At 68.8% G+C, this 25,513-nt stretch carries 27 protein-coding genes; 16 read left to right on the top strand and 11 right to left on the bottom strand.

The annotated features are described in order from the left end of the window. The first annotated feature begins 110 nt into the window (after nucleotides 1-110). Together ACYVOK_RS33890 and ACYVOK_RS33885 are read left to right on the top strand one after the other, a co-directional pair. Nucleotides 111-1,220, top strand: coding sequence for a mannosyltransferase family protein (locus ACYVOK_RS33890; protein ID WP_460666688.1), 1,110 nt, complete (start codon nucleotides 111-113; stop codon nucleotides 1,218-1,220). Between the two features lie 47 nt (nucleotides 1,221-1,267). Next, nucleotides 1,268-1,564, top strand: coding sequence for a hypothetical protein (locus ACYVOK_RS33885; RefSeq protein WP_460666687.1), 297 nt, complete (start codon nucleotides 1,268-1,270; stop codon nucleotides 1,562-1,564). Nucleotides 1,565-1,757: 193 nt separating this feature from the next. Here ACYVOK_RS33885 and ACYVOK_RS33880 read toward each other — a convergent pair whose 3' ends face one another. Then, complete coding sequence (locus tag ACYVOK_RS33880) at nucleotides 1,758-5,720, bottom strand: GH92 family glycosyl hydrolase (protein ID WP_460666686.1); 3,963 nt, start codon at nucleotides 5,718-5,720, stop codon at nucleotides 1,758-1,760. Between the two features lie 260 nt (nucleotides 5,721-5,980). Here ACYVOK_RS33880 and ACYVOK_RS33875 point away from each other — a divergent pair, with 260 nt between their 5' ends. Together ACYVOK_RS33875 and ACYVOK_RS33870 are read left to right on the top strand one after the other, a co-directional pair. Further along, a complete protein-coding gene (locus ACYVOK_RS33875) occupies nucleotides 5,981-6,880 on the top strand; it encodes an NAD-dependent epimerase/dehydratase family protein (RefSeq protein WP_460666685.1) in 900 nt (299 codons plus the stop codon). A 38-nt stretch (nucleotides 6,881-6,918) separates the two neighbouring features. Continuing rightward, nucleotides 6,919-9,132, top strand: a complete 2,214-nt coding sequence (locus ACYVOK_RS33870; RefSeq protein WP_460666684.1) for a glycosyltransferase family 2 protein — start codon at nucleotides 6,919-6,921, stop codon at nucleotides 9,130-9,132. Here ACYVOK_RS33870 and ACYVOK_RS33865 read toward each other — a convergent pair. Then, nucleotides 9,038-9,538, bottom strand: a complete 501-nt coding sequence (locus ACYVOK_RS33865; protein WP_460666683.1) for a GtrA family protein — start codon at nucleotides 9,536-9,538, stop codon at nucleotides 9,038-9,040. The genes ACYVOK_RS33870 and ACYVOK_RS33865 overlap by 95 nt on opposite strands. Nucleotides 9,539-9,697: 159 nt before the next feature. On the opposite strand from ACYVOK_RS33865, the gene ACYVOK_RS33860 reads away from it, so the two are divergent. Further along, on the top strand, nucleotides 9,698-10,852 hold the full coding sequence (locus ACYVOK_RS33860; protein WP_460666682.1) for an NAD-dependent epimerase/dehydratase family protein: 1,155 nt from the start codon (nucleotides 9,698-9,700) through the stop codon (nucleotides 10,850-10,852). Here ACYVOK_RS33860 and ACYVOK_RS33855 read toward each other — a convergent pair. Both ACYVOK_RS33855 and ACYVOK_RS33850 read right to left on the bottom strand, forming a co-directional pair. Then, nucleotides 10,849-11,205 (bottom strand): VOC family protein, encoded by a 357-nt coding sequence (locus ACYVOK_RS33855; RefSeq protein ID WP_460666681.1) that lies wholly within the window; start codon nucleotides 11,203-11,205, stop codon nucleotides 10,849-10,851. The genes ACYVOK_RS33860 and ACYVOK_RS33855 overlap by 4 nt on opposite strands. 37 nt (nucleotides 11,206-11,242) lie before the next feature. Then, entirely contained in the window at nucleotides 11,243-11,965 is a 723-nt protein-coding gene (locus tag ACYVOK_RS33850) for a methyltransferase domain-containing protein (protein WP_460666680.1), read from the bottom strand. A gap of 117 nt (nucleotides 11,966-12,082) precedes the next feature. Here ACYVOK_RS33850 and ACYVOK_RS33845 point away from each other — a divergent pair, with 117 nt between their 5' ends. Further along, a complete protein-coding gene (locus tag ACYVOK_RS33845) occupies nucleotides 12,083-12,451 on the top strand; it encodes a VOC family protein (RefSeq protein ID WP_460666679.1) in 369 nt (122 codons plus the stop codon). 161 nt (nucleotides 12,452-12,612) lie between these two features. On the opposite strand, the gene ACYVOK_RS33840 is transcribed toward ACYVOK_RS33845, so the two are convergent. The 3 genes from ACYVOK_RS33840 to ACYVOK_RS33830 all read right to left on the bottom strand — a co-directional run bounded on the left by ACYVOK_RS33840 (nucleotide 12,613) and on the right by ACYVOK_RS33830 (nucleotide 15,735). After that, nucleotides 12,613-13,614 carry an alanine racemase gene (locus ACYVOK_RS33840; protein WP_460666678.1) on the bottom strand — a complete coding sequence of 334 codons (1,002 nt, stop codon included), beginning with the start codon at nucleotides 13,612-13,614 and terminating at the stop codon, nucleotides 12,613-12,615. A 4-nt stretch (nucleotides 13,615-13,618) separates the two neighbouring features. Continuing rightward, the gene (locus ACYVOK_RS33835; protein ID WP_460666677.1) at nucleotides 13,619-14,749 is read right to left on the bottom strand and encodes a lipid II:glycine glycyltransferase FemX; all 1,131 of its coding nucleotides are present in this window, start codon (nucleotides 14,747-14,749) and stop codon (nucleotides 13,619-13,621) included. Between the two features lie 68 nt (nucleotides 14,750-14,817). Further along, nucleotides 14,818-15,735: an SDR family NAD(P)-dependent oxidoreductase gene (locus tag ACYVOK_RS33830; protein WP_460666676.1), complete on the bottom strand. Its 918-nt coding sequence runs from the start codon at nucleotides 15,733-15,735 to the stop codon at nucleotides 14,818-14,820. A 119-nt stretch (nucleotides 15,736-15,854) separates the two neighbouring features. On the opposite strand from ACYVOK_RS33830, the gene ACYVOK_RS33825 reads away from it, so the two are divergent. Genes ACYVOK_RS33825 through ACYVOK_RS33815 form a run of 3 tightly spaced genes read left to right on the top strand, consistent with a single transcriptional unit; the run spans nucleotide 15,855 to nucleotide 18,380 of the window. Beyond that, nucleotides 15,855-16,421: a TetR/AcrR family transcriptional regulator gene (locus ACYVOK_RS33825; protein WP_460666675.1), complete on the top strand. Its 567-nt coding sequence runs from the start codon at nucleotides 15,855-15,857 to the stop codon at nucleotides 16,419-16,421. A 20-nt stretch (nucleotides 16,422-16,441) separates the two neighbouring features. Next, a complete protein-coding gene (locus ACYVOK_RS33820; protein WP_460666674.1) occupies nucleotides 16,442-17,140 on the top strand; it encodes an SDR family NAD(P)-dependent oxidoreductase in 699 nt (232 codons plus the stop codon). A gap of 31 nt (nucleotides 17,141-17,171) precedes the next feature. After that, entirely contained in the window at nucleotides 17,172-18,380 is a 1,209-nt protein-coding gene (locus ACYVOK_RS33815) for an MFS transporter (RefSeq protein WP_460666673.1), read from the top strand. Here ACYVOK_RS33815 and ACYVOK_RS33810 read toward each other — a convergent pair. Then, the gene (locus ACYVOK_RS33810) at nucleotides 18,349-18,882 is read right to left on the bottom strand and encodes an NUDIX domain-containing protein (protein ID WP_460666672.1); all 534 of its coding nucleotides are present in this window, start codon (nucleotides 18,880-18,882) and stop codon (nucleotides 18,349-18,351) included. The two genes, ACYVOK_RS33815 and ACYVOK_RS33810, sit on opposite strands and share 32 nt — an antisense overlap. A gap of 36 nt (nucleotides 18,883-18,918) precedes the next feature. On the opposite strand from ACYVOK_RS33810, the gene ACYVOK_RS33805 reads away from it, so the two are divergent. Further along, nucleotides 18,919-19,506, top strand: coding sequence for a hypothetical protein (locus ACYVOK_RS33805; RefSeq protein WP_460666671.1), 588 nt, complete (start codon nucleotides 18,919-18,921; stop codon nucleotides 19,504-19,506). Here ACYVOK_RS33805 and ACYVOK_RS33800 read toward each other — a convergent pair. Together ACYVOK_RS33800 and ACYVOK_RS33795 are read right to left on the bottom strand one after the other, a co-directional pair. Further along, the gene (locus ACYVOK_RS33800; RefSeq protein WP_460666670.1) at nucleotides 19,487-20,290 is read right to left on the bottom strand and encodes a deoxyribonuclease IV; all 804 of its coding nucleotides are present in this window, start codon (nucleotides 20,288-20,290) and stop codon (nucleotides 19,487-19,489) included. The two genes, ACYVOK_RS33805 and ACYVOK_RS33800, sit on opposite strands and share 20 nt — an antisense overlap. A gap of 63 nt (nucleotides 20,291-20,353) precedes the next feature. Further along, nucleotides 20,354-20,854 carry an Lrp/AsnC family transcriptional regulator gene (locus tag ACYVOK_RS33795; RefSeq protein WP_460666669.1) on the bottom strand — a complete coding sequence of 167 codons (501 nt, stop codon included), beginning with the start codon at nucleotides 20,852-20,854 and terminating at the stop codon, nucleotides 20,354-20,356. Between the two features lie 94 nt (nucleotides 20,855-20,948). On the opposite strand from ACYVOK_RS33795, the gene ACYVOK_RS33790 reads away from it, so the two are divergent. The 6 genes from ACYVOK_RS33790 to rplI all read left to right on the top strand — a co-directional run bounded on the left by ACYVOK_RS33790 (nucleotide 20,949) and on the right by rplI (nucleotide 24,639). Then, nucleotides 20,949-22,094 carry an MFS transporter gene (locus ACYVOK_RS33790; RefSeq protein WP_460666668.1) on the top strand — a complete coding sequence of 382 codons (1,146 nt, stop codon included), beginning with the start codon at nucleotides 20,949-20,951 and terminating at the stop codon, nucleotides 22,092-22,094. After that, the gene (locus ACYVOK_RS33785; protein WP_460666667.1) at nucleotides 22,091-22,750 is read left to right on the top strand and encodes a DUF4241 domain-containing protein; all 660 of its coding nucleotides are present in this window, start codon (nucleotides 22,091-22,093) and stop codon (nucleotides 22,748-22,750) included. Before ACYVOK_RS33790 ends, ACYVOK_RS33785 begins: the two co-directional genes overlap by 4 nt. 212 nt (nucleotides 22,751-22,962) lie before the next feature. After that, nucleotides 22,963-23,253, top strand: coding sequence for a 30S ribosomal protein S6 (gene rpsF, locus ACYVOK_RS33780; RefSeq protein WP_132211461.1), 291 nt, complete (start codon nucleotides 22,963-22,965; stop codon nucleotides 23,251-23,253). A 62-nt stretch (nucleotides 23,254-23,315) separates the two neighbouring features. Next, a complete protein-coding gene (locus ACYVOK_RS33775) occupies nucleotides 23,316-23,864 on the top strand; it encodes a single-stranded DNA-binding protein (protein WP_460666666.1) in 549 nt (182 codons plus the stop codon). An 80-nt stretch (nucleotides 23,865-23,944) separates the two neighbouring features. After that, on the top strand, nucleotides 23,945-24,178 hold the full coding sequence (rpsR, locus tag ACYVOK_RS33770; RefSeq protein WP_460666665.1) for a 30S ribosomal protein S18: 234 nt from the start codon (nucleotides 23,945-23,947) through the stop codon (nucleotides 24,176-24,178). A gap of 14 nt (nucleotides 24,179-24,192) precedes the next feature. Further along, a complete protein-coding gene (rplI, locus tag ACYVOK_RS33765; RefSeq protein ID WP_460666664.1) occupies nucleotides 24,193-24,639 on the top strand; it encodes a 50S ribosomal protein L9 in 447 nt (148 codons plus the stop codon). 614 nt (nucleotides 24,640-25,253) lie between these two features. On the opposite strand, the gene ACYVOK_RS33760 is transcribed toward rplI, so the two are convergent. Beyond that, nucleotides 25,254-25,513, bottom strand: a 260-nt coding sequence (locus ACYVOK_RS33760; protein WP_460666663.1) for a hypothetical protein, incomplete at its 5' end; no start/stop codon positions are given.

Here is a 25,513-nt window from a genome sequence, read left to right as displayed (position 1 = left end):
GGGTTTCGTGGGGGGCGTCTGTGTTTGAGCGGACGGCCGGTGAGCAGCGGCCCGAAAAGCCCGGCCGAGCCCGGCGGGCCCGGGCCGACGGGGTGTGGTTGCGGAGATGGATGCCCACCCCGATGGCGCGGGAGGTCCTCGGGTGGTGGTTGGTCACCCGGGCCGGACTGTTGTTGTTGTCGCTGTCGGCCCCGTTGCTGTTCAACCGGGGGAGTGACTACCCGAACGTTTGGCGGGCCTGGCTGCAGTGGGACGTCTGGCACCTGAAGGCGGTCGCCGAGTTCGGGTACGCGAACGGCGAGCCGTCCGGGGCGCCGCTGGCCGCCTTCTTCCCTGGCTTCCCGGTCCTGGTCCGGCTCGTCAGTTGGACCGGGATCGGTTACGTTGCCGCGGGCATCGTCGTGTCGGCGGTCGCGAGTGCGATCGCCGGTGTGTACCTCGCGCGGCTGGCGCAGTACGAATTCCCGGAGCTCCAGAACCTCGGCCCGAACGCTGCGGTGATCTGGTACGCCGCGCCCGTCGGTGTCTTCCTGGCTGCCGGGTACACCGAGGCGCTGTTCTGTGCGTTCGCGTTCCCGGCCTGGCTGGCCGCGCGGCAGGGGCGCTGGGCGCGGGCCGCGATCCTGGTCGCGTTGGCGTCGACGGTCCGGGTGTCCGGGATCTTCCTCGCGGTCGCGCTGATCGTCGAGTTCGTCACCTCGAAGAAGCGGGACTGGCTGTCGCTGCCGTGGCTGGCGTTGCCGGCCGTCCCGGTGCTCGGCTTCATGGCCTACCTGAAGCAGATCCACGGGTCGTGGTTCGCCTGGCAGGAGGCGCAGGAGAAGGGCTGGGCGCGCGAGTTCACCTGGCCGTGGATCTCGATCACGCACACTGTCGACGCCGCGACGAAGGGCCACTTCACCGGCGACCGCAGCGACTGGACCTGGATGTTCCGGGCCGAACTGGTCACGCTGGCGATCGGTCTGCTCCTGCTCGTCTGGCTGGTCTGGCGCCGATCCTGGGGTGAGGCGGCCTGGGTGGCCGCGACCGTCGGAGCGTTCTGTACGTCGTTCTGGATCTACTCGCTCACCCGGGCGACCCTGCTCTGGTGGCCGCTGTGGATCGGGCTCGCGGTCCTGGCCCAGCGAAAACCCTGGCTCGGCCGGCTCTATCTCGCGGTCGCTGTACCTCTGGCCGCGATCTGGGCGGCGGCCTTCTTCACCGGCCGCTGGTCCGGCTGAGTAGTTTCACTCAGGTACGGCGCCCGGCCGCCGCTTAGCGTGATCGTATGGACACCGGACTGTTCGGCAAGAGTCTGTTGCAGGCGGCGCTGACCGGAGTGTTGGCGGCGCTCGCCTTCGAGCTGATGGTGCGGACCGGCGCGCCGCTGTGTGCACCGTCGGCGCGGCACTGCGTGGTCGACCTGTTGGGCGTGCTGTTCACGGTGCAGATCGGTGGACTCGCCATGGCGCTTGCGCTGCCGGTGCTCGCCCGTCGCGCCGGTGTCGGCTGGACCACGACCGTGGCGGCGGGAGCGGCGCTGATGGCGCTGAATCTGGCCTGGTTCGCGGCCGTCACCCGCTGATCTGTCCGGCATGTGGACAGTTCGGCGCCAAGGCAACCCCGCGGACGGTTCGGACGTCGTTAGGGGTGAAGGGGTGGCAGTCCGGGCGGGGACCGCCACCCCTCCTCATTGACCCGGCGGAACCTTTCAGGGGCAGGCTCCGCCGGAGACGTCCAGCAGGGGCGGCGGCACAGGGCCGCCGCCCCGCTGACTGTCAGCCGTAGTTGCGGTCGATCGACTGCGACGGCGTCGGGCTGGGCTTCGTCTGGGCGACCCGCTTCTCGCTGGGATGCGTGCCGGGCTCGACGCCCTTCAGGGTCCCGAGCAATTCGATCTCGGCCAGCGTGACACCCTCGCTGCCCGCCGGCGTCAGCACCAGCCGGTATTGCGTGTACGCCTTCGGCGAGGCGATGCTGAAGGACCGGGTGTACGACGCCCCCGTCCACTTCTCGCCGGTACGACGATCGACCGTGGTCCACGTCGTACCGTCGTTCGAGCCTTCGAGGACCCACCCGGACGGCGGCGTCCCGGTGGCGCCGCTGGTGAGCGTGTACATCCCGACCGGTCGGCCCTGTGGCAGCGCCACCGTGACGGTCGGGTTCGCGCCGGTCAGGGTGACCTGTGTCTTGGCGTTGTTGTCGGTCAGCCCGGTCACGTCCTGACCACCGGCGCCGACCACCGCACCCTCGTCCGACGTGGAGTCGTGCCACGTCTTCGGGTCCTCGCCCGGGGTGGTAATCGACGGCGGCGCGTCGTTGCGGCCGGTACCCCACCTCGACGGCTGATCGGTCATCTCAAACTCGATCCTGCCGCCGTTCGCGATCAACTCGTGCGGCAACGCGGTCGAGGTCCACTTCTTGCCGTTGACCCGGACGCCCTTGACGTAGACGTTCCGCGCGTCGTTGCCCGGTGCGCTGACCACCAGCTTCTTGCCGCCGGCCAGCCGCACCGTCGCCTTCATGAACAGCGGCGAACCGATCGCGTACGTCGGCGCGCCCACCTGCAGCGGGTAGAACCCGAGCATGCTGAACAGGTACCACGCGGACATCTCGCCGTTGTCCTCGTCACCGGGGTATCCCTGTCCGATCTCGGACCCGAGGTACAGCCGCGACAGCACCTCGCGGATTTTCTCCTGCGTCTTCCACGGCTGCCCGGCGAAGTTGTACATGTACGGGATGTGGTGCGACGGCTGGTTGCTGTGCCCGTACTGACCCATCCGTACGTCGCGTGCCTCGAGCATCTCGTGGATCGTCCCGCCGTACCCGCCGGTGTGCAGCGCGTCCTCCGGCGTACTGAAGAACTCGTCGAGCTTCTTGGCGAGCCCGTCGCGGCCGCCGTAGATCGCGGCCAGGCCGGCGCCGTCCTGCGGGGTCGAGAACGCCATGTTCCACGCGTTCGTCTCGGTGTAGTCGTGACCCCAGTCCCGCGGGTCGAACGTGCTCGGCGCGTGACCCCAGACGCCGTCCGGACCCTTGCCCTGGAAGAACCCGATCGCCGGGTCGAACAGGGTGACGTAGTTGCGGGCCCGGTTCAGGTAGTAATGGTAGTTGTCCAGGTACTCCTGTTTGCGCGGGTCGTTCTTCTTCGCGGTGTCGTAGAGCCGCTTCGACATGTTCGCGATGCCGAAGTCGTTGATGTAGCCGTCCATCGACCAGCTGAAGCCCTCACCGGTGGTGTTGGCCGTGTAGCCGTTGAAGGTCGACAGGTCCAGCCCTTTGCGGCCGACGTTCTGCGACGGCGGTACGACGGCCGCGTTCTTGACCGCGGCGTTGTAGATCGACTGGACGTCTGCGTCTGAAAAACCCTTGATGCCCTTCAGGTAGGCGTCGGCGAAGGCCACGTCGGAGCTGGTGCCGACCATCAGGTTCGCGTAGCCCGGTGACGACCAGCGGGAGATCCAGCCGCCGTCCTTGTACTGCTGGACGAACCCGTTCACCAGATCGGCGGCGGAGTCCTGCGCGAACAGCGAGTACGCCGGCCACACGGTGCGGTAGGTGTCCCAGAAGCCGTTGTTCACGTACGTCTGGCCGGCCACGATCTTCGAACCGGTCGTGGTCGGGGTGTCCGTACCGACCTTCGGCGACGTCGGCGACGCGTACTCGATCACCGGCTTCGCCTTCGTGCCGGTGTTCTCCGAGCCGTTGTTCGGGTAGAGGAACAGCCGGTAGAGGTTCGAGTAGAGCGTGGTCAGCTGGTCGGCGGTGGCGCCCTCGACCTCGATGGTGCGCAGCTTCGCGTCCCACCGGGCCTGCGCGGCGTCCTTGACCTTGCCGAACGTCGATCCGGCCGGCAGTTCGAGCTCGAGGTTCTTCTTCGCCTGCGCCGTACCGATCAGCGAGGTGGCGATCCGGAGCTCGACCTGGGTGACCTTCGGGTCGAACGAGAAGTAGCCGCCCACGTTCGCGCCGCCGCCGTTCGACAGCTTGCCGGAGGCAACCACCTTCTGATCGACCACGCCGTACACGAAGAGCCGGCCGGCGCCGGTGGACAGGCCGCTCCTGACGTCGCTGAAGCCGGTCACGACGCCGGTCTCGGGGTCCAGGGTCAGGCCGCCGTTGTTGTTGACGTTGTCGAACACCAGCGACGCCTGGCCGGCCGGGAACGAGAAGCGCAGGATCGCCGCGTGATCGGTCGGCGCGATCTCGGCCGCGTTGCCGTTGTCGAACGTGACGCCGTAGTAGTGCGGACGGGCGATCTCGTTGTCGTGGCTGAACGACCAGGCGCGCGCCTTCCGGTCGGCGGTCGGCGTGGCGGCTGTGGACGGCATGACCTGGAATGTCTGCCGGTCACCCATCCACGGACTCGGCTCGTGGCTGATCGACAGAGCCTGGATGGTCGGCTTGTTGGCCTCGTTGTTTCCCTTGGCGTAGTCGTACAGCCAGGACGTCGAGCCCGCGTTCGTCACCGGCGTCCAGAAGTTGAAGCCGTGCGGTACGGCGGTCGCCGGGAAGTTGTTGCCCCGGGAGAACCCACCGGTCGAGTTCGTGCCGCGAGTGGTGATCGCCAGCTCCGACGGGTGCTTGGCGGCGGTCTTCCGCGCGGCCCGGTCCGGGTTGACCGCGGCCGCGATCCGGATGTCGTCGATCCAGCCGCGGAAGTCGGCCGGTCCGGACGGCTTGTCGTAGCCGACCAGGATCCGGGTCACCGTCTTGCCGGCGGCCACCTTGCCGAGATCCGCCTCGACGTTGTTCCACTGGTTCGTGGACAGGCCCTTGGCGTCGCCCTGGCCGCGCGGGCTGAGCTCGAACCCGTGATGGTCCCGGGCCTTCAGGTCGCTCAGGTACGTGCCGTCGGAGAACGCCAGGTCGAGGGCGGCGAAGGTGCTCGGGTAGCTGAGGTCGCCCTCGGTGTGCTCGGGGAAGATCTTGTACGACAGCCGGGTGTCCTTGCCGATCTTCAGGTCGACGTCGGCGATCTTGTTCCAGGTGTAGCCACGGCCCTCGCCGGTCTGATGACCGGCGTACCGGAACGACTTCACGCCGGTGAACCCGACCCGGGCGCGGGCGTTGTAGGCGCTGCTCGGCCCGGAGTCCAGCCGCGATTCAGCGGTCGGGCCGGGCGGCGGCAGTGGGGCGCCGTTGGACAGGTACCAGTCAGCGAGCTGGACGATGTTCTCACCGTGGTTCAGCGTGATGTCCAGCTTGAAGAACCTGTACGGCGTCTCGTTCGAGAAGCTGTACTCCTTGGTCTGGAACCGGTTCTCGAAGCTCTGGCCGGTCCGGGTGTCCAGCGTGGTCCAGGTGGTCCCGTCGTTGGACCCCTGCACGGTCCAGTTCTGCGGGTCGCGGCCGTCGGCGTCGTTGGCCGAGGTCAGCGCGTACTTGCGGATCACCACCGGGACCGAGGTCTCGTAGATCAGCCAGCCGGTGGGCTGGAACACCAGCCACTTGGTGAACTTGTCCCCGTCGGCCGCGTTGGTGGCGATCTCACCGGCGCCGGTGTTCTCGCCGTTCGCGGTGACCTTGGTGAGCTTGTCCATCTCGCTGCCGCCGATGCCGGTCGGCGTGGGGCCGCGGACGCCGTCGGCGCGCGGGGTCCCGTCCGGGCCGGTCTCGACGGCATCGGTGTAGCCGGGCTGCGGCTGACCCGGCTCGAACGAGGTGAAGAACGACGAACCGGTGACCACGGGCTGCTCCTCGGTGGAGGCGGCGGGTGGGACGGCATTGGCTGGCGTCATGGCAACCGAGATTGTCACAACGAGCCCTAGAGACGTGACGAGCCCCAATGGGCGGCGGAGATTCATCCACGCTCCTTGCACGGCCGGACCGGCGCGACGGTGGGACCCGTCCGCCGGTGTGGGTTGCGCGGCCCCGATGACAAGGTTGTCAGCCCGCGCCCGGAGCGATCGTGCCCAGCATCGTCACCCCTGGTCAATAGTTCGTAGCGCACTGTCGACGCCTGGCGGCGGATTGACACTCCGGCGGTAGGTTGAGACGCATGGACGAACGTGTGCTGGTGACCGGCGCGGCCGGGTTCATCGGGCGGGCCGTGGTGGCCGGCCTGCGGCGGCGGGGCGTGGCGGTGACCGCGGTGGATCGGGAGCCGGCGGAGCAGTCGTGGGACGACGGGGTGTACGTCGTGACCGGGGAGCTGGGCGACCAGGAGGTATGTGTCGCGGCGTTCGAGACCCGGCCGACGGCCGTGGTTCACCTGGCCGCCCTGACCTCGGTCCTGCGCTCGGTCGACGCGCCGATGCAGACCTTCGCCCAGAACGTGACCATCACCCAGGTTCTGCTGGAGCTGTCCCGTGGCAGCGGCGTGGACCGCTTCGTCCTCGCGTCGACCAACGCGGTCGTCGGCAACGTGGGTACGTCGACCATCACCGCGGACCTCCCGCTCAGGCCGCTCACGCCGTACGGCGCGACGAAGGCGGCCTGCGAGATGCTGCTGTCCGCGTACTCCGGCAGCTACGGGATGGCGACCGCCGCCCTGCGGTTCACCAACGTCTACGGGCCGGGCATGTCACACAAGGACAGCTTCGTGCCGCGGATGATGCGGGCGGCGCTCAGGGGCGAGGGCGTCAAGATCTACGGCGACGGCAAGCAGCGTCGCGACCTGGTCTACATCGACGACGTCGTCGCGGGGGTCCTGCTCGCGCTCGACAAGGGGTACGACGGCCGTGCGATCATCGGCTCCGGCCGTTCCGTCTCCGTGCTCGAGCTGGTCGAGGCGGTCCGGTCGGTCACCGGTCGTCCGGTGCCGGCCGAGCACATCGAGGCTCCGGCCGGAGAGATGCCGGCCGTGGTCGTCGACATCACCAACGACCTCGGCTACGAGCCGACGGTCTCGCTGGACGACGGGCTCGCCCGCACGTGGCAGTACTTCAGCGCGCAGTGAGCGACCGACGACCACGCCCGCTCGCCTCGCTGGGTGGCGTGCGGAAGTTGTTGCGGACCCACTGGCTGCTCGCTGTCTTCCTGGTAGCGGGCACGGTCCTGCGTGTCCTCGCAACCGTCGCCTACCGGCCGGCGATCATCTACACCGACTCGGTGCAGTACCTGAACAACATGGAGGACCTGAGTCCGAACCAGCTCAACCCGATCGGCTACGACTTCGTCCTGCGGCCGCTGGTCGAGCTCGGCGGCCTCACCCTCGTCGTCATCGTGCAGCACCTGGCCGGACTGCTGCTGGGCATTGCCATCTACGCGCTGGCCCGCCGGCTCGACGTCTACCGCTGGCTGTCCGCGGTAGCTGCCGCACCGCTTCTGCTCGACGCCTACCAGGTGCAGATCGAGCAGAACATCATGGCCGAGACCACCTTCGACGTACTCCTCGTCGCCGTCCTCTGGCTTCTGCTCGGCTGGGGCGTCCCCGGCTGGAAGCGTGGATTGGCAGTGGGCTTGCTCCTGGGAGCCGCCTTCGCGGTCCGCACCATCGGCCTGGTCCTGCTCATCGCTGTCGTGCTCTACCTGGTCGTGGTGGGCAACGCCTGGCGTCACCGTCGTCTAGAGCTGGTACGACGTACTGCCGCAGCCATAGCCGGGTTCGCCGTGGTGTTCGGCGCCTACGCTGTCTACTTCCATGCGGAGACCGGCCGCTGGGGATTCACCGGCGCAGGGAACCAGGTGCTGTACGGCCGGACCGCTGTGGTTGCGGACTGCTCCAAGCTGCCGCTCAACGAAGGCACCAGGTTGTTCTGTCCGAAGGAGCCGCTCGGCCAGCGTCTCGGTGTCGACAAGTACGCGCACAACCACTACGGCGACCCCAACTGGCCTGGGCCGCTGCCACCCGGCACCACGAAGCAGGAGCTGGCCACGGAGTTCGCACGCCTGGTGATCAGGCATCAGCCGCTGGACGTCACATGGGCCGCGCTGAAGGACTTCGCCAAGGGTTTCGCACCGACACGGACCACGTCACCGGACGACGTACCTCTGGAGCGCTGGCAGTTCCAGACGACCTACCCGAACCTGCAGGACCCCAACACCTCCAAGGCGGCGGTGAAATGGGGTGGGTCGGAGCCGCAGGTTTCACACGTGCCCGCCGCCGTTCTGCGGGCGTACCAACTCAACGGCGGTTACACCTCCGGCATGCTGCTCGGAATCTGTGTGCTGATCGCGTTGGCCGCTGTGGCCGGGCTTGGCCGGGCAAAGACCTCCGGCCTCAGGTCAGCGGCACTACTGCCTGCGGCGGCCGGTGTGATCCTGCTCCTCGGCTCGGCCGCGTTCGAGTTCTCCTGGCGCTACCAGTTGCCCGGCCTGGTGTTCTTCCCGCTGGCCGGCGCGATCGGATTGCGCGCCTTGCTCGGCAAGGACCAGGCCCGGCCCGCGATGGCCGACTACCCGGACGAGGTCGACTCGCTCGCCGTGCAGGACTTCGGCAAGCCGTCGTTCGCGCCGATCGTCGTGGTGATTGCGGCCTACAACGAAGCCGGCGGGATCGGCCCGGTGCTGACGAACATGCCGCGCACCTGTGCCGGGCTCCCGGTCGACGTCCTGGTTGTCGTCGACGGGGCGACCGACGACACCGCGGAGATCGCCAGGCAGCACGGCGCCTTCGTCTGCGTTGCCCCGAGCAACCGGGGGCAGGGCGCCGCGCTCCGGCTCGGCTACCACCTCGCGTCCGAGGGCGGAGCGCAGTACGTCGTGACCACCGACGCCGACGGCCAGTACGACAACCACGAGCTCGAGGTCCTGCTGGAGCCGATCCTGCTCGACCGCGCGGACTTCGTCACCGGGTCGCGCCGGCTCGGGGCCGAGGACGCGGACAGCCGGCTGCGCTGGGTGGGGGTGCGGGTCTTCGCCGTCCTGGCGTCGATCCTGACCCGCCGGAAGCTGACCGACACGTCGTTCGGGTTCCGCGCGATGCGGGCCGACCTGGCGACCGCGGTGACGCTGCGCGAGCCGCAGTACCAGTCGTCGGAGTTGCTGCTCGGGGCACTCGCGATCGGCGCGCGGGTGGACGAGCTGCCGATGACGATGCGCCGCCGCGGCGACGGGACCAGCAAGAAGGGTCCGGGGCTGGTGTACGGCGCGAATTACGCGCGGGTAATGACGACTACCTGGCTACGGGAGTACGTTCTGCGGCGGGCTCGGTCTCGGCGGACCGTGCACGCTTGGCGAACACATAGCGATCGAGCAGCACGAACTTGAGCACGAACAGGACGCCGTACGTGCCGAGGTAGGAGCCGCTGACCAGCACCGTCTTCCAGAGATGCGAGTCGATCGTGTCCTGGACGATGCGGTCGGTGACCGTCGTGACGATCGCCGCCAGCACTGCGCTGGTCACCGCGATGATTGTGAACGGCAACAATTCCCGGCCGGGCCGGCCACTGTGACCCCAGGTCCAGCGGCGGTTGATCAGGTAGTTCGGCGCGGTCCCCGTCACCCACGCGACGAGGGTCGCGATGATGGGCGCCGTGCCGAACCAGTAACACAGCGCGAACGCGGTCTGGCTGATCACCGTCGCGACCACCGACGCGGTGGAGTACTTCGCCCACAGCAACAAACGGGTCCGGCGCGAGCCGGATCCGCCGATCACCTTGGCCAGAATCCCCATCGGCCCTATTGTGCACCTCCGCCCGGATCGGTGCCCCGGCCGCACGGATTCATAGCGAATTGCCAGCTTCCGAGTGGGGCCGGTCACGTTAGGGGAGCGGGTACTCGGGATAGGAAGGACAGTGAAAGCCAGCAGCCCCACAAGGAAGGCGGCCGAGCCGTGCGCGTACTCGTCCTGGGCGGTGACGGTTACCTAGGGTGGCCGACAGCGCTGCATCTGTCCGACCGTGGCCACGACCTGGCCGTCCTCGACAACTTCGCCCGCCGGGGCTACGACCGCGAGCTGGGGGTGCAGAGCCTGGTCCCGATCGAGGACCTCGACACCAGGGTCGCGGCCTGGGAACAGGTCTCCGGCCGGCGGATCGCGGCGTACGTCGGCGACCTGCTCGACGCCGACTTCGTCTACCGGGTGGTGCGGGAGTTCGCACCGGACGCGATCGTGCACTTCGCCGAGCAGCGCGCCGCGCCGTACTCGATGATCGACCGCGAGCACGCGGTCTACACCCAGCACAACAACGTGGTCGGCACGCTGAACCTGATGTACGCCGTGGCCGAGACGAACCCGGACATCCACCTGGTCAAGCTCGGCACGATGGGCGAGTACGGGACGCCGAACATCGACATCGAGGAAGGCTGGCTCGAGGTCGAGCACAACGGGCGCAAGGACCGGATGCTCTACCCGAAGAAGCCGGGGTCGTTCTACCACCTCAGCAAGGTGCACGACTCGCACAACCTCGAGTTCGGCTGCCGGATCTGGGGACTGCGCGTCACCGACCTCAACCAGGGCGTGGTCTACGGGCAGCAGACGGACCAGACCGTACGCGACCCGCGGCTGGCGACCCGGTTCGACTACGACGCCGTGTTCGGCACGGTGCTCAACCGGTTCGTCATCCAGGCCGTGCTCGGTGAGCCGCTCACCGTCTACGGCACCGGCGGCCAGACCCGTGGCTTCCTGGACATCCGGGACACCGTCGAGTGCATCCGCCTCGCGGTCGAGAACCCGGCCGACGCCGGCGAGTTCCGGGTGTTCAACCAGATGACCGAGAGCTACTCGGTCGCCCAGCTCGCGGAGAAGGTCGCGGAGTGCTTCCCCGGCCCGGTCCAGGTCGAGCACCTGGAGAACCCGCGGGTCGAGCAGGCCGAGCACTACTACAACGTGAAGCACACCGGCCTGGTCGGTCTCGGCCTGCAGCCGCACCTGCTGTCCGACACGCTGATCGACTCGATGTTCGACATCGTCGCCGCGAACAAGGACCGCGTCGACCCCGCCGCCCTGCTCCCGACGGTCAAGTGGCGCGGCCACCTCAAGGCTTAGACGAACAGGCAGAAGATGTGGCCGACCGGGTCGGCGTACACCCGGACGTCGGGCTGCGGCTGGAAATCCTGTAGCCGGGCACCCAGGGAGGTCGCGTGCTCGTGCGCGGCCTCCAGGTCGTCCACCTTGAAGTCCAGGTGCACCTGCATCTGCTGCTCGTCGGTCCGGCTCGGCCAGGACGGCGTGCGGTAGTTCGGCTCCAGCTGGAACGACAGCTTGGTGTCGTTGGGGCCGATCGCGGTCGCCCAGGTCTCGTCGTCGTCGCCGAGCTTCCAGTCGAGCAGGTCGCAGTAGAAGCGGGCGAGCTTCCGGGGATCCGGTGCGTCGAGTACTACACCCTTGAGTGGAATCATTCTTCGCACGCTAACGACCCCCACCGACAGGGTCAGCTCAACGCGTGGCGGCCACCAGCAGGGTCGGGAGTACGGCGAGGAAGCGGTCGCGCCGGCCTCGGTCCGCCTGCTCGGCCAGCCAGCCCTCGGCGTCCTCCTGGGTGATGAGCGCCTTGCCGACCGCCGCGGCGGCCGCCATCTCGAGCTGCCGCGCCATCACCGCGTGGTCGGTCACCACCTCGGTGTGTACGACGACCTGCACGTCACGGAAGCCCGCGTCGAGCAGGAGGTCGCGCAGACTGCGGGCCGCGCGCGGAGCGACCGACCGCGACTCCAGCCCGAGCAGGACGACGTCGGTCAGGTCCTGGTCCGAGCTGTCGATCAGCAGGAACCCGTAGTCCTGGCCACCGAGCACGATGCGCCCGCCCGGCCGGATCACCCGCCGCGCCTCGACGACCGTCGGAACCGGGTCCTCGAGCAGGTGGAAGAGCCGGACGGCCCGGTAGCCGTCCACCGAGGCGTCCTCCAGCGGCAGCCCGTCGGAATGTGCCACGTGAAACATCCCGTCGGGCATCCGGCTCCGGGCGGCCGCGATCGCCTCCGGGTCCGCGTCCACCCCGGTCACCTTCAGACCGGCCGCGGTCAGGTCGGCCACCGCATGCCCGGCGCCGCACCCGACGTCGACGCAGGTGGCGCCCGGCGGCAGGTCCAGCAGCCGGTACGACTCCGCCCGGAGCTGCTCGGCTCCGGGCCGTTCCTCGATCCGCTCCAGAAAGCTCATGACTCCAGGCTGAAACTTCAGGTCCACCTGAAGTCAACCTGTCACACTTCCGGCCCGGGCCACGTCAGGCTCGGTGGCAGGACGGTCCTGCCGCGGAGTAGACCAAGGAGACCGGTGATGAAGTTCGCCAAGACCATCGTGTACGTCGAGGATGCGAAGGCCTCGATCGAGTTCTTCGAGCGCGCGTTCGGCTGGAAGGGAACGTACTGGGACCAGGGCGCCGGCGAGATGGACGCCGGTGACACCAAGATCGTCTTCGCCACCTACGCGGTCGGCCAGAGCCACCTGACCGACATCGGCGCGCCCGGTGCCGTCGGGTTCGAACTCGGGCTCACCAGCGAGGACGTCGAGGGCGACTTCCAGCGGGCGGTCGAGGCCGGCGCGGAGCCGCTGAAGCAGCCGGAGAAGACGCCGTGGGGGCAGGTCACGTCCTACCTGCGCTGCCCCGACGGCACCGTCATCGACCTGGCGTCACCCGCCGGTTAGGCCGTGTCTGGCAATTCCCCGCCTACTGCGCGGCACTCGGCACGGCACCTCGCCGCACTGGCGCGAAGGCCACGATGCTCCGCATCGCAACCTCCGCTCCAGCACGCCGATGCACCGCACCGAGCACCTGCTCGCGACGGCGCGGAATTGCCAGACACGACCTAGTCCATCGACACCTTGTCGAAGTTGGTGGTGGTGAAGCGGACGTCGACGCCGACCTCGTCGCCGACCGCGGGGGGCGCCACCGACGACGGCAGGTACAGCATGCTGGCCTGCATGTGCGGCGGCTCGGCGAACCAGCGCTGCTTGCCCTCGATGGTGAACGGCGACAGCGCCAGGCCGGCCGCGTCCAGGCTGCCCTTGGCCATCGCGATCGCGCGCTGCCGCACGGTCGCGGCCGCGGTCGGCGCCTCCAGGCCGACGCCGTGCGCGGTCCCGCCCGACACCACCAGGATGTGGCCGTCACCGCTGACCCGGCGCTGCCGGTAGCCGACCCGCTCACCCCGGCGCACCGAGTGCACGTCGAGCACGGTGGCCCGCACGGTCAGCGCGCCGCGGTCGCCGAGCCAGAGGCCCGTGCCCATCCGCAGCCGGACGTCCGCACCGATGTCGGCCAGCTTCTGCGCCGGTACGTGCGACACCCACAGCGGTCCCCGCCGGACGTCCTGGGCCGCCTTGCCCAGCTCCGCGGCCTCCCTCAGGTTGGCCGACGTGCCGCCGGCACCCATCGGGAAGTGCAGGGACCAGCCCTCGAACCGGATCCGGTCGAGGGCGTTCAGCAGCATCGTGTGCCTCAGCTCCCGGGCGCCGATGCCGTGCCGGCGCATCGAGGTCTGCACCTCGATCAGCACCCGGCTGCCGGCCGGGATCGAGACCAGGTCGGCCAGCCGGCTGACCGTGTGGATCACGTGCTTGCTCTGCGGGATCTCGAGGAACGGCCGCCAGGGCGACAGGACGACGATGTCCTCACGCGGGTCCGGCGGCACCTCGAAGTACGTGCCGACCGCGACGGTCCGCGCGCCCAGTGCACGCGACTCGGCCAGCAGCCGCTGGTTGCCGAAGCCGTACCCGTTGCCCTTGGCGACCGGGACGATGTCGGGGTTCCACGTGGAACGCAGATGTTCGCGCCATCGATCGGAATCGACGTGCAGGACTAGGGGCATGGTGTCAACGCCGTCTCATGTAGAGGTCGAATGCGGTGTAGAGCGCCTTGTTCAACGGCAGATCCCACTCACCGACGTACTCGACGGCCTCGCCGCCGGTGCCGACCTTGAACTGGATGAGCCCGACGTGCGGGTCGTTCGGGTCCAAGGTGTCGGTGATGCCCCGTAGGTCGTACACGGACGCACCCGCCGCGAGCGCGTCCGTCATCATGCGCCACTGGATCGCGTTCGATCCGCGCACGTCTCGCTTGGCGGTCGAGCTGGCACCGTAGGAGTACCAGGAATGACCGCCCACCCGGACCCAGATGGTCGACGCGACCAGGTCGCCCTCGTGGTAGGCGTTGTAGATCCGGAAGTCACAACAGTCGGCCGGCTGGTTCGCCATCGCCGCCTGCATTTTCACGAAGTACGGCAGCGGCCGCGGGGTGAAGTGGTCCCGTTCGGCCGTCTCGACGTACAAGGCGTGGAACGCCTTCAGGTCTTCGGGTCCGCCCTGCGTCACCTCGACGCCGGCCTTCTCCGCCTTCTTGATGTTGCGCCGCCACAGCTGGTTCATGCCCTTGAGCAGGTCGTCCTGGCTGCGGCCGGCCAGCGGTACCTGGAAGACGTACTGCGGCTGGCCCGCGGCGAAACCTTCACCGGTGCGCGGCGCCTTCCAGCCGAGGGCGCGCAACTGGGCCGCCACGGTCGCGCCCGACGGCTCGATCACGTCGGCGCGGACGTCGCCGAGCTTCGGCTGCTGGCCGGCCGCGATCGCGTCCTTGATCGTCTTCGCACCCCAGCGCCGGGTCGCCACCGGCGGACCCATGCGGACGCCGAAGGCCCCCTGCTCCTGCAGATGGGCCGCGAGCGGGCGCAGGTAGCGGCCGAGGTCGATCGCGTCCCAGTCGATCACCGGACCCTCGGGCAGATAGGCCAGGTACCGCTTCACCTTCGGCATCTGCCGGTAGAGCACCAGGCCGGCGCCGAGCAACTGGTCCGGGTTCGCCGGGTCGAACCAGCCGAGTGACTCCGCCTTCCACTCACTCTTCACCGCCGCCCACCCGGGGGTCTGCAGGAAGCTCGCCGACGGTTGCGCCGCGATGTAGGCGGCATGCTCGTCGGCCGAGATGGTCCGGATGCTCAAGTCACTCACGGTCGGTCAGGTTACCGGCCCGGAGCCTCAGACCGTAGCCGAGCCGGTCACCTGATCAAACCCGTGGATCAACTGGCCAGCAGTTTCTCGGAGACGTCCCACAAGCGAGTGGCGGACTCCGGATCGAGAGCGTAGGCCGCGACACCGCTGAATTCCTCACCGGTGTTGGGCACGGCCTCGTTGTTGTCCTCGAAGTACCGGCCGGTGACACCGTCGACGAGCGGCGACGCGGCCAGCAGGACCGAGGTCGACGCACCCTGCTCGACGTTCTTCCACGCGAAGCCCTCCCAGTTCTTGAAGAACTCCTCCGGCAGGTGTCGCTGCAACGCGGTCCGGATCCCGCCCGGCATCAGCGCGTTCGCGACGATGCCGTCACTCGCCCAGCGTTTGGCCGCCTCGACGGCGAACAGCACGTTGGCCGTCTTCGACTGCCCGTACGCCGCCCATTCGTCGTACGGACGGTGCTCGAAGTGGATGTCGTCGAACACGACGTCCGACCGGAGGTGTGCGCTGGAGCTGACCGAGACGATGCGGGCGTCACCGGCCTGGGCGAGTGCGTCGTGCAGACCGGTCGCGAGACCGAAGTGGCCGAGGTGGTTGGTGGCGAACTGGTGCTCCCAGCCCTCGGGTGTGCGGTTGAGCGGCTCGGCCATCACACCCGCATTGTTCACCAGGATGTGCAGCGGTCCGTCCCAGTTCTTCGCGAACGCGCGCACCGACTCGCGGTCGGCGAGCTCGAGCGGTGCGACGAAGACGTGGTTGTTTCCGGTCGTCTCGATGATGTCGGCCGCGGTGCGCTCACCGGCGGCGGTGTTGCGGACGGCCAGGGTGACCTCGGCACCGGCCGAGGCGAGAGCGCGCGCGGTCTCGACGCCGATCCCGGACGCGCCGCCGGTGACGACCGCGCGGCGGCCGGACAGGTCGACGCCGGCGATCACCTGCGCGGCGGTGGAGTCGTGGCCGAAGGGGGTGGTGATTCTGCTCATCAGGCTGTTCCTGTTCTGCAGCTACGCTGTAACCGGAGGGACCTCCGGTAAATCCAGTTAACCGGAGACTCCTCCGGTTATCAAGTCCGATAGGTTCTGGGGACAGGAAGGGAGGGGAGATGGGCACGGGTGAGCGTCCGCTGCGGGCGGATGCGCAGCGGAACCGGGAGCAGATCCTGGCTGCCGCGGCACGAGCGTTCTCGACGTGCGGCCTGGAAGCGACGCTGGAAGGCATCGCGAAGGACGCCGGTGTCGGCATCGGCACCCTCTACCGGCACTTCCCGACCCGCGAGCTGCTGATCGAGGCGGCGTACCGGAACGAACTCGCGGCCATCTGCGACGCCGCGCCCGAGCTGCTCGACTCGATGCCGCCCGCCCAGGCGCTGCGTGCCTGGATGGACCGCTACATCGACTACATGACCCGCAAACTCGGGATGGCCGACGCCCTGCGTGCGGTGATCGCCTCCGGCGCCAACCCGTACGCGCAGAGCTTCGAGCTCCTGGTCGGGGCGATCAAGCCGTTGCTTGACGCCGGCGCCGCGTCCGGCGACCTCCGGTCGGACGTGTCGGCGGACGACGTACTCGTCAGCATCAGCGGGGTCGCACTGGCCACCGGGAAGAACCGCGAACAGGCCGATCGGGCGCTCGACCTGCTCATGGACGGCCTCCGCTACCGAGGTTCTTGACCGTGCACAAGGTGGCTTTGGTGACCGGGTCGGCGTCGGGGATCGGTGCCACGACGGCTCGGCGGTTGGCCGCGGACGGGATGACCGTGGCGGTGCATTCCCGGGCCAGCCGGGATGCCGGGGCGGCGCTGGCCGCTGAGCTCGGCGGCTCGTATCACCAGGCCGATCTGGCCGACGATGCGGCGGCGATGGCGTTGGTCCCCAGCGTTCTGGCCGAGCACGGGCGGCTCGACGTACTGGTGAACAACGCGGGCATCAGCTGGCCGGTGCCGCATGCAGACCTCGACGCGCTGACGGCGGACGACTGGCGCCGGCTGCTCGACGTCAACCTGATCGCTCCCTGGTTGTTGTGTACGGCGGCCCTGCCCGCGCTGCGCGAGTCCGGTGGATGCATCGTCAACGTGACCAGCCATGCCGGCGTCCGGCCGAAGGGGAGTTCGGTCGCGTACGCCGCGTCGAAGGCCGCCCTCAACCACGTGACCAAGCTGCTGGCCGCCGCACTCGGGCCGTCCGTCCGCGTGAACGCGGTCGCGCCTGGTCTCGTCGACACACCGCTCACCGCCTCGTGGACCGAGGCTCAAGACCTGTGGAGAACCGCGAGTCCGATGCGCCGCGCGGCCCAGCCGTCGGACGTCGCGGACCTGATCTCCGCGGTGGTCCACAACAGCTACCTGACCGGTGAGGTGATCCTGCTCGACGGCGGTCTCAACCTGCGCTGATTCTGTCGGTGGCCGCTTCTACGATCGCCGGATGTCTTTGGGTCGAGACTTCCGGCGGCTGTGGGTCGCGTTCACCGTCAGCGCCGCCGGGTCCGCGATCGGCTCCGGAGCCCTCCCGTTCGTCGCGATCCTGGCGCTGGACGTCAGCACGTTCCAGGTCTCGCTCCTCGCGGCCATCTCCGCGCTGGCCGGTGCGGCGTTCGCGCTCCCGATGGGCGACTTCATCGAGCAGCGTCGCAAGCGCCCGGTGATGATCGGCGCGGACCTCGCCCGGTTCGCGGCCTTGCTGAGCGTGCCGGTGGCGGCGGCGTTCGACGTCCTGACGTACACCCAACTGTGTGTGGTCGGCGTCGTCCAGGCAGCCGCGCTGATAGCGTTCACGGCCGCGAGCGGTGCGCATCTGAAGGCTTTGGTTCCGGCCGAGGGACGGGCCGAGGCGAACAGCAAGTTCGAGCAGACGACCTGGCTGACCATGAGCGCCGGGCCGCCGATCGGGGGTGCGCTGGTCACTCTGGTCGGCGCGACCGCGACAGTGGCTGTCGACGCGGTGTCCTTCCTGCTGTCGGCGATCGGCATCCGGCGGATCCGGCAGCCGGAGCCGGCGCCGGTCCGCCGGACGGCGAAGGCTGACATCACCGCCGGCTGGCGATACATCCTCCGGCACCGCGGACTGAAGGTGCTGTTCTGGAACTCGCAGATCTTCGGCGGTCCGGTGATGATGACGTCTCCGCTGCTCACCGTACTCATGCTGCGCGACCTCGGACTCGCGCCGTGGAGCTACGGGCTGTCCCTCGGGGTGTCGTGTCTCGGAGCAGTGCTGGGTGCGCGGCTGGCGCCACGGCTCACCCTCCGGTTCGGACTGCATCGGATGCTGCTGGTGTTCGGCGTGCTGCGGGCGCCGTGGCTGCTGTTGTTGCCGTTGGCGCCATCCGGGATCGCCGGACTGGTCCTGATCACGGTCGCCGAGACCGGCATGCTGGTGGCAGCCGGTGCGTTCAACCCGTCGTTCGCGACGTACCGGATGGACGTGACGGAGGACGGGTTCATGGCCCGCGTGTTGACCGCGTGGTCGATCAGTTCGCGGTGTGTGCAGCCGTTGTTCCTGGCGTTGGGTGGTGTGCTGGCCGCGGTGATCGGGATCCGCGGCGCGATGTACGTCGCGGGCGCGTGTTGTCTGCTGAGCGCCGTCGTACTGCCGTGGAAGGCGGCTAAACCAGCTCCATTGCCTGAGCCAGTCTGACCACGTTGCCCATGATCCCGTCGGGCTGCGCATCGAGATACGCGATCGCCTTGTCCGGCGGCAGGACCAGCACCTCGACCACCTGTTCGCCGTCGTCGGGGTTGGTCGGCTCCTGCTCGATGACCAGGTCTGCGACGACGTTCGCCCAGTACGAGACCGGATGGGGCAGGTGCGAGCGGTACGGCGTGGGGCGGCGGTGCTCGGCGCGGTGCGCACCCAGCCACGTCAACGGGCCGGTCAACCGGGCGCCGGCCTCCTCGAGCAGCTCACGGTGGACGAGTTGCTCGATCGTCTCACCGGGTTCCCGGGTCCCGCCGGGCAGGAACCGCCAGCCGAGGTCGTTGCCGCAGACAACGATTCCGCCGTCGGTCCGGCCGATCACGTGCACGTTGCTGATCAGCTCGTCCGGCGGCTCCTCCAGCTGGAAGCGGACGTCCAGATCACCCCAGGCCCAGTAGCCCGCCGCGAAGAGTTCGGGAAACCGCTCGGGCCAGGTCTGCATGCGAGCCATTCTCACCCTTGCGCTACGGTCGCCCACATGGCGGCCCCACCACCCGACCCACCCGCGGACCGATCGCCCGACCCCTCGGCGGACCCGGCCCGCGACGCCGCGCTGGACTCGCCGCACCCATCGCCCGACCCGGCCCGCGACGCCGCGCTGGACTCATCGCCCGACCCACCCGCCGATTCGTCGGAGGAGTCGCCGGGTGCTCCGGTGCCGGATCCCGAACGGGCCCGCCGTACCTCCGTCCGACTGCTCCTCGGCTCGGCCGCGCTGACCGCGATGGTCGGCCTCTTCCAGCTCGGCGAGATCGTCCAGGGCGCCGACCAGTACGGCGGTGCGGCCTGGCTCGGCGTGGCCGTCGCCGGACTGTCCATCCTCGGCCTGGTCGCCCTGTACGGCGCGTGCGGCCTGAACCGGGCGACCCTGCGCACCCGGCTGATCGGCAAACTCGACCTCTTCCAGATCGCGACCGTCCTGCTCCTCGTCGCCATCGCCGCCGGGATCCTGATCCCGACCCGCAACACCACCGCCCTGGCTCTGCTCCTGCCGTGGGGCATCACCTACTGGGTGCACGGCCTGAGCGCCCGCGAGGTCGAGGCGCCTACGTCAGATGAGACCTGAGGTAGTCGATGTCGGCCTTCTGACCGTGGTTCGCGTTCGGCGTTTCGACCACCACCGGGGCGCCGGCCGCCTGCACCACCGCGACGATGTCGGCCGGGTCGATGTGGCCCTCCTCGAAGTTGCTGTGCCGGTCGGCGCCGGAGCCGAACTCGTCCCGTGAGCCGTTGGCGTGGACCAGGTCGATCCGCCCGGTGATCGCCAGCACCTTCTCCACCACCGTCGCCAGGTCCTCGCCGGCGGCGTGGAAGTGGCAGGTGTCGAGACAGAACCCGACGTTCTCCAGCCGGTCGTTGCCGGACGACTGCACCGCGTCCCAGAGCCGGGCGATCCGGTCCAGCTGACGCGCCATCGCGTTCTCGCCGCCGGCCGTGTTCTCGATCAGCAGCGGCACCGGCAGCTCGGCGCGCTCGATGCACTTGCGCCAGTTGTCGAACCCGGCCTCCGGATCGTCGTCCTCACCGACATGGCCACCGTGCACGATCACACCCTTGACGCCGATCTCGGCCGCCTTGTCCAGGGTCTGCTGGAGCAGCTTGCGGCTGGGGATCCGGATCCGGTTGTTCGTGTTCGCCACGTTCAGCCGGTACGGCGCGTGCACGTACAGATCGACGCCCGCCGCGGCGGCCCGCTCGCGCAGTGCTTCTTCGCCGTCGGCGTACGCGAGCTTCGGCGCCTTGTAGTCCTGCGGGTTGCCCAAGAAGAACTGCACCAGGTCGGCGCCCCGATCGGCCGCCTCGGCCAGCGGGTCCTCCTGGTCCACGTGCGCACCCAGCTTCAAGCTCATGACCCCAACCCTAGAAGCACCCTCCGACAGTTCGGATTCCTCCCCCGCCCCACCGCCCCGATCTCACGAACCCCATCCCGCCGACCGGGTCACCGGGCGTGGATCGTGGACCGGCGGCTGCACGGGGCGGCCCTCGAACTCGGTGGACAGGACCACGTGGGTGTTCATCTCGCCGTGCTCGCCGAGGCGTTCGAAGAGTCCTTCGAGGTGGCGCATCGAGGTGACGCGGACCCGGAGCATCGAGCAGGAGTTCCCGCTCAGCTTGTGGATTTCGAGCACCTCCGGGAAGTCCTCGGCGCGGGTGGTCTTCAGCAGGCAGCGTCCGGTGGTACAGCGCATCTGGACGAAGGCGGACAGCGGCTGGCCGGCCCGGGCGGGGTCGACCTGGGCGCGGTACCCGGTGATGACACCGGACTCCTCCAGCCGCCGTACCCGCTCCGCCACGGCGGGCGGTGACAGGTTGACCCGCTTGCCCAGTTGGTTGAACGACAGCCGCCCGTCGGCCTGCAGTTCCGCGAGGATCTGCCAGTCGGTGGCGTCGAGGTTTCGCTCCTGAAAGGTCATTCCCCCAGAACACCTTCGACATCGCCGCTCCACAAGAGGCAACGCCTTACGTCAGGCCTTCAGCTGCGGCGGCGGCCTTCCTAGCGTGGAATACATGCTGATTCCCATCGTTCTGGCCGCCGCCCTGATGAACGCCGCCATGATCGCGGCCAGCGCGATGAGCACCATCCTGATCGCCGAAAGGGTGGACCCGAGCCTGTCCGGTCTACCCAACACAGCGGGTGTGCTGGGCACCGCAGCCGGCGCCTTGGCTGTTGGTCGATGGACTGCCCGCCGAGGCCGCGGACAGGCGCTACGCATGGGGTACGGCGTCGGTGTCGCCGGTGGAGCCCTCACAGTGCTGACCGCTGTGGGTGCTCACGTGGCTCTGCTCTTCGTCGGCATGTTCCTGATCGGTGCCGGCAACGCGGCCAGCCTCCTCTCCCGGTACGCCGCGGCCGACGTCGTACCGGCCGCCCGACGCGCATCGGCCATGAGCACAGTCGTCTGGGCCAGTACGGCGGGTGCAGTCGGCGGACCGTTCCTCATGGCACCGTCACAGTCGTTCGCCACAGCACTCGGTGTCCCTGCCTTGGCTGGACCGTTCCTGCTCGCTCTGGCCACCGTGTTCGGCGCACTGGTCGCGTCGACCTACTTCCGCGGCGGGCGCCCCACTAACGAGTCAGTGCTGAACCGCGTCCCTGTTGGCGGTCGCCGTACGTCGGTTGCCCTTGCAGCCGGCGTGATGATCGTGGGGCATCTGGTGATGGTGTCGTTGATGAGCGCCGTACCGGTCCACACCCATCAGCATGGTGACGACCTGGGGACGCTAGGGGTGATGCTGTCCGCGCACACGCTCGGCATGTTCGCCCTGGCGCCACTCACCGGCTGGTGGATCGACCGGGCCGGTTCACGCCAGGTGATGCTCGCTGGACTCGGGCTGCTGCTCGTCTCCGCGTTGCTGACCACCCAGGCCGGTCCGTTCCTCACGCCGGCGCTGTTCCTGCTCGGTTACGGCTGGAATCTGTGCTATCTCAGCGGCAGTGCACAGCTGGTCGCCACCGACCTCGAGAGCAAGGTCGAGTCGTCGATCTGGGCCGTCGCCGCGTTGGCCACAGCCACCTCGCCCTGGCTGTTCACGCTTGGCGGCTTCCCGATCCTGACGCTGGTGTCGGCGGTTCTCGCCGTACCACTGTTGGTGCTCGTGGCACTGCGGCGAACGCCGGTGCACAGCGAGACACGGCCTAGCCTTGGCTCGTGATCAACCCTGCCTACTTCCGTGCCCTCCGGCCTGGTCCCGTCGAGGTCGACGGGCGGACCTGGTCCCTGACCGTCCACGACCTCGGGGTGCTGCGGGTTCCGAGTGGCCGGCTGGAGGCGTGCGACCCGTTCGTCACCCTGGGCGAGGCCCCGGTGCTGGACGTGCCGCCCGGCGACTACCCGGTCTCGGTCACCGTCGCGGACGTGTCGGAGGCGCAGGACGGTAGTCATCTGCGCGAGGCATTCCTGTCGGTGCGCGTCGCGGACGGGGAGGTGGCCCGGGTGGAGGCGGCGACCGGCCCCGGCGGGACGCTGGGCGAGGACGAGTTCTGGATGGTCGGCGTGGACGCGGGCACGGTGGCGTTCGTGGACGCCGAGGCCGCGCGGACCAAGATGCCGGACGGCGACTGGTACGAGGATTTGTTCGAGAACGGCCGCGAGGACAGCTGGTTCGCGCTGATGGACTCGCCCGACCATCTGCGCGAGGGCTGCGCGAATGTCGTACTGCCGCTGGCCACCGAGGGCGAGAACCTGGTGCTGGCTCACTCGGGCTGGGGCGACGGCGCGTACCCCGTGATGCGTACCGTGGACGCGGACGGCCGGATCCTCGGCATCCACATCGATCTGCTGGTGGTCGGCCCGGAGAGTGACGACTGAGCAGCTCCGGGTGACGGACAGTGACCGGAAATGCCCTGTGGATATGGTCAAGAGGGCGTCCGGGCGCTGGTATTCTCTTGGGTGTGGCCCGGTCCATCGACCGGGCTCATTGCTTGGCGTCGGCGGCAAGTGCCGGCGCGGAGCATCATCGCATCGCCCTCCTGCCACGGAGAGACCGTGGCCGCCAAGTCCGAAGGAGGTGGAGTTCGCGCATGCGTCGTTACGAAGTCATGGTGATCCTCGACCCTGAGCTCGATGAGCGCACCGTGGAGCCGTCCATCGACCAGTACCTGAACATCGTCCGCAAGGAAGGTGGCACGGTCGAGAAGCTCGACATCTGGGGTCGTCGCAAGCTTGCCTATGACGTGAAGAAGAAGGCCGAAGGCATCTACGCCGTCATCGACCTGACCGCCGAGCCGGCGGTGGTGAAGGAACTCGACCGTCAGCTCACGCTGAACGAGTCGATCCTCCGCACCAAGGTCATCCGGCCGGACCAGCACTGAGCCTGGGGCGTCAGGTGGTCTGGCGTCACACCACCAATCGTCTGCAGTAGGAGGAAGTTGTCATGGCCGGTGAACCACCCATCACGCTGATCGGAAACCTGACGGGTGATCCGGAACTGCGGTTCACGCCCTCGGGTGCCGCGGTGGCGAACTTCACGGTCGCCTCGACTCCGCGGACTTTGGATCGGCAGACCAACGAGTGGAAAGACGGCGAGACGCTTTTCATCAACTGCTCTGTGTGGCGTCAGGTTGCCGAGAACGTGGCCGAGTCCCTCACCCGAGGTTCTCGTGTCGTCGTCCACGGTCGTCTGAAGGCGAGAAGCTACGACGACCGCGACGGCAACAAGCGCACCGTTTTCGAGTGTGAGGTCGACGAGATCGGCGCGAGCATGCGGTATGCGACGCTGAAGATCTCCAAGACGTCCCGCTCCGACGGCGGCGGCTTCGGTGGTGGCAACCAGGGTGGCGGCGGCTACGGCGGCGGCGGCCAGGGTGGCGCCCCGCAGAACGACCCCTGGGCGACCCCCCAGGGCGGCGGCGGCCAGTCCGCCCCGCAGAACGACCCCTGGGCCAGCCAGGGCGGCGGCTCGATGGAGGAGCCTCCGTTCTGATCCGGTCCGGGTCGTGACCAAGAGACAAGAATGACCATTCCGGCACGTGTGCCGGGCTCTGGAAGGAAGAGAGCACCACAATGGCCAAGATCATTCGGAAGCCGAAGAAGAAAATCTGCGGCTTCTGCAAGGACAAGAGCCCGTACGTCGACTACAAGGACACCGCGCTGCTGCGCAAGTTCATCTCGGACCGCGGCAAGATCCGCGCCCGCCGGGTGACCGGGAACTGCGTGCAGCACCAGCGCGACGTCGCCACCGCCATCAAGAACGCTCGTGAGGTGGCCCTGCTGCCGTACACGAGCACGGCTCGCTGAGGGAGGTCCGGACCATGAAGCTCATCCTGTCGCAGGAGGTCGAGGGCCTCGGAGTCCCCGGCGACATCGTCGAGGTGAAGGACGGCTACGGCCGCAACTACCTGGTCCCGCGCGGCCTGGCCATCGGCTGGACCCGCGGCGCCGAGAAGCAGATCGAGTCGATCAAGCGGGCGCGTGACGCCCGGTCGATCCAGGGCAAGGAGCACGCGAGCGAGGTCAAGAACCAGCTCGAGCAGCTCACGGTCAAGCTCGACGTCAAGGCGGGTGACACCGGCCGGCTGTTCGGCTCGGTCACCCCGGCCGACATCGCCGGCGCGATCAAGTCCGCCGGCGGCCCGCTGGTCGAGAAGCGCGCGATCTCGATCGCCGCGCCGATCAAGACCACCGGCAAGCACCAGGTCTCCATCCAGCTCCACCCCGAGGTAGCCGCCACAGTCCGCCTCGAGGTAACCCCCAGCTGACCGCACCACCCCCGTAAGGCCCGCCTCCCCGGAGCGCGGGCCTTACGCATACCCCCTCGCCTTAACCACGTCCGCCCGCACCCCCGGTCCCGCCGCCGCGGATCAACCGGCCCGCAACTGGCCCTCTCATCAGCCGGGCGTGCGGCCGCCAGGGTGGGTGGCCGCGCAGTGCGGACGAGCCGGCCGAGAATCGGCACGCTGGCCTCAGCTGGGGTGTCCCGGGCAGTCGGGTTGTGCGGACGGGCCGGGTGGGAATCGGCGCGCTGGTGTCGGCTGGGGTGCCTGGGCAATCGGGTTGTGCGGACGAGCAGCCGGGAATCGGAGCGCCGGCATGACCCGGGAAACCGTTCCTGGCAGCGGCGCGATGCACGGCAATGGATCAGCTGCATGCCGCCGGCTGGGGTGCCTGGGCAGTCCGGTTATGCGGTGCAGCAGCGGGCTGATGTGGTGAACCACCCCGGCTTGATCCCGGTGAACGCCGGCGTTGATGCGATGAACTGCCCCGGCTCGATGCATTGGCCTCAGCCGGTGGTAGGCGTGCGGCAGTTGCGTGGTGTGGGCCAGCTCTGGGGGTGCGTGGCTAGCGGGGTTGTGCTGGCAGCGGGGTTGGGTTGTCAGCTGGGTTGGGGGGCTGGCCAGGATTCGGGTTGGGGGTCGGCGCCGGTGCTGCTGCCTTCCGGCGGCTCGACGGCGGGCCACGTGGCCGGTCCCGGGTCGGCTTGGTTGCCGGCGGTATCCGGCGGCTGGATCGTCGGCCACTGCTCCGGATTCGGATCATCAACCGCCACCGCCACCCCCGAAGGCACCAACAACCCCATCACCCCCACCACCCCCCAAACGATCCGCCCAACCCCACCAACCCCGCGCCGAGCAC

The sequence above is a fragment of the Kribbella swartbergensis genome, from assembly GCF_054784135.1.
This window is presented reverse-complemented; position numbering and strand designations above follow the sequence as displayed.

Excerpts from the sequence above, each read along its gene's own strand:
- ACYVOK_RS33890 (WP_460666688.1), top strand. The coding sequence starts at position 111 with ATGCCCACCCCGATGGCGCGGGAGGTCCTCGGGTGGTGGTTGGTCACC.
- ACYVOK_RS33885 (WP_460666687.1), top strand. The coding sequence starts at position 1,268 with ATGGACACCGGACTGTTCGGCAAGAGTCTGTTGCAGGCGGCGCTGACC.
- ACYVOK_RS33880 (WP_460666686.1), bottom strand. The coding sequence starts at position 5,720 with ATGACGCCAGCCAATGCCGTCCCACCCGCCGCCTCCACCGAGGAGCAG.
- ACYVOK_RS33875 (WP_460666685.1), top strand. The coding sequence starts at position 5,981 with ATGGACGAACGTGTGCTGGTGACCGGCGCGGCCGGGTTCATCGGGCGG.
- ACYVOK_RS33865 (WP_460666683.1), bottom strand. The coding sequence starts at position 9,538 with ATGGGGATTCTGGCCAAGGTGATCGGCGGATCCGGCTCGCGCCGGACC.
- ACYVOK_RS33855 (WP_460666681.1), bottom strand. The coding sequence starts at position 11,205 with ATGATTCCACTCAAGGGTGTAGTACTCGACGCACCGGATCCCCGGAAG.
- ACYVOK_RS33850 (WP_460666680.1), bottom strand. The coding sequence starts at position 11,965 with ATGAGCTTTCTGGAGCGGATCGAGGAACGGCCCGGAGCCGAGCAGCTC.
- ACYVOK_RS33845 (WP_460666679.1), top strand. The coding sequence starts at position 12,083 with ATGAAGTTCGCCAAGACCATCGTGTACGTCGAGGATGCGAAGGCCTCG.
- ACYVOK_RS33840 (WP_460666678.1), bottom strand. The coding sequence starts at position 13,614 with ATGCCCCTAGTCCTGCACGTCGATTCCGATCGATGGCGCGAACATCTG.
- ACYVOK_RS33830 (WP_460666676.1), bottom strand. The coding sequence starts at position 15,735 with ATGAGCAGAATCACCACCCCCTTCGGCCACGACTCCACCGCCGCGCAG.
- ACYVOK_RS33825 (WP_460666675.1), top strand. The coding sequence starts at position 15,855 with ATGGGCACGGGTGAGCGTCCGCTGCGGGCGGATGCGCAGCGGAACCGG.
- ACYVOK_RS33815 (WP_460666673.1), top strand. The coding sequence starts at position 17,172 with ATGTCTTTGGGTCGAGACTTCCGGCGGCTGTGGGTCGCGTTCACCGTC.
- ACYVOK_RS33810 (WP_460666672.1), bottom strand. The coding sequence starts at position 18,882 with ATGCAGACCTGGCCCGAGCGGTTTCCCGAACTCTTCGCGGCGGGCTAC.
- ACYVOK_RS33805 (WP_460666671.1), top strand. The coding sequence starts at position 18,919 with ATGGCGGCCCCACCACCCGACCCACCCGCGGACCGATCGCCCGACCCC.
- ACYVOK_RS33800 (WP_460666670.1), bottom strand. The coding sequence starts at position 20,290 with ATGAGCTTGAAGCTGGGTGCGCACGTGGACCAGGAGGACCCGCTGGCC.
- ACYVOK_RS33795 (WP_460666669.1), bottom strand. The coding sequence starts at position 20,854 with ATGACCTTTCAGGAGCGAAACCTCGACGCCACCGACTGGCAGATCCTC.
- ACYVOK_RS33790 (WP_460666668.1), top strand. The coding sequence starts at position 20,949 with ATGCTGATTCCCATCGTTCTGGCCGCCGCCCTGATGAACGCCGCCATG.
- rpsF (WP_132211461.1), top strand. The coding sequence starts at position 22,963 with ATGCGTCGTTACGAAGTCATGGTGATCCTCGACCCTGAGCTCGATGAG.
- ACYVOK_RS33775 (WP_460666666.1), top strand. The coding sequence starts at position 23,316 with ATGGCCGGTGAACCACCCATCACGCTGATCGGAAACCTGACGGGTGAT.
- rpsR (WP_460666665.1), top strand. The coding sequence starts at position 23,945 with ATGGCCAAGATCATTCGGAAGCCGAAGAAGAAAATCTGCGGCTTCTGC.
- rplI (WP_460666664.1), top strand. The coding sequence starts at position 24,193 with ATGAAGCTCATCCTGTCGCAGGAGGTCGAGGGCCTCGGAGTCCCCGGC.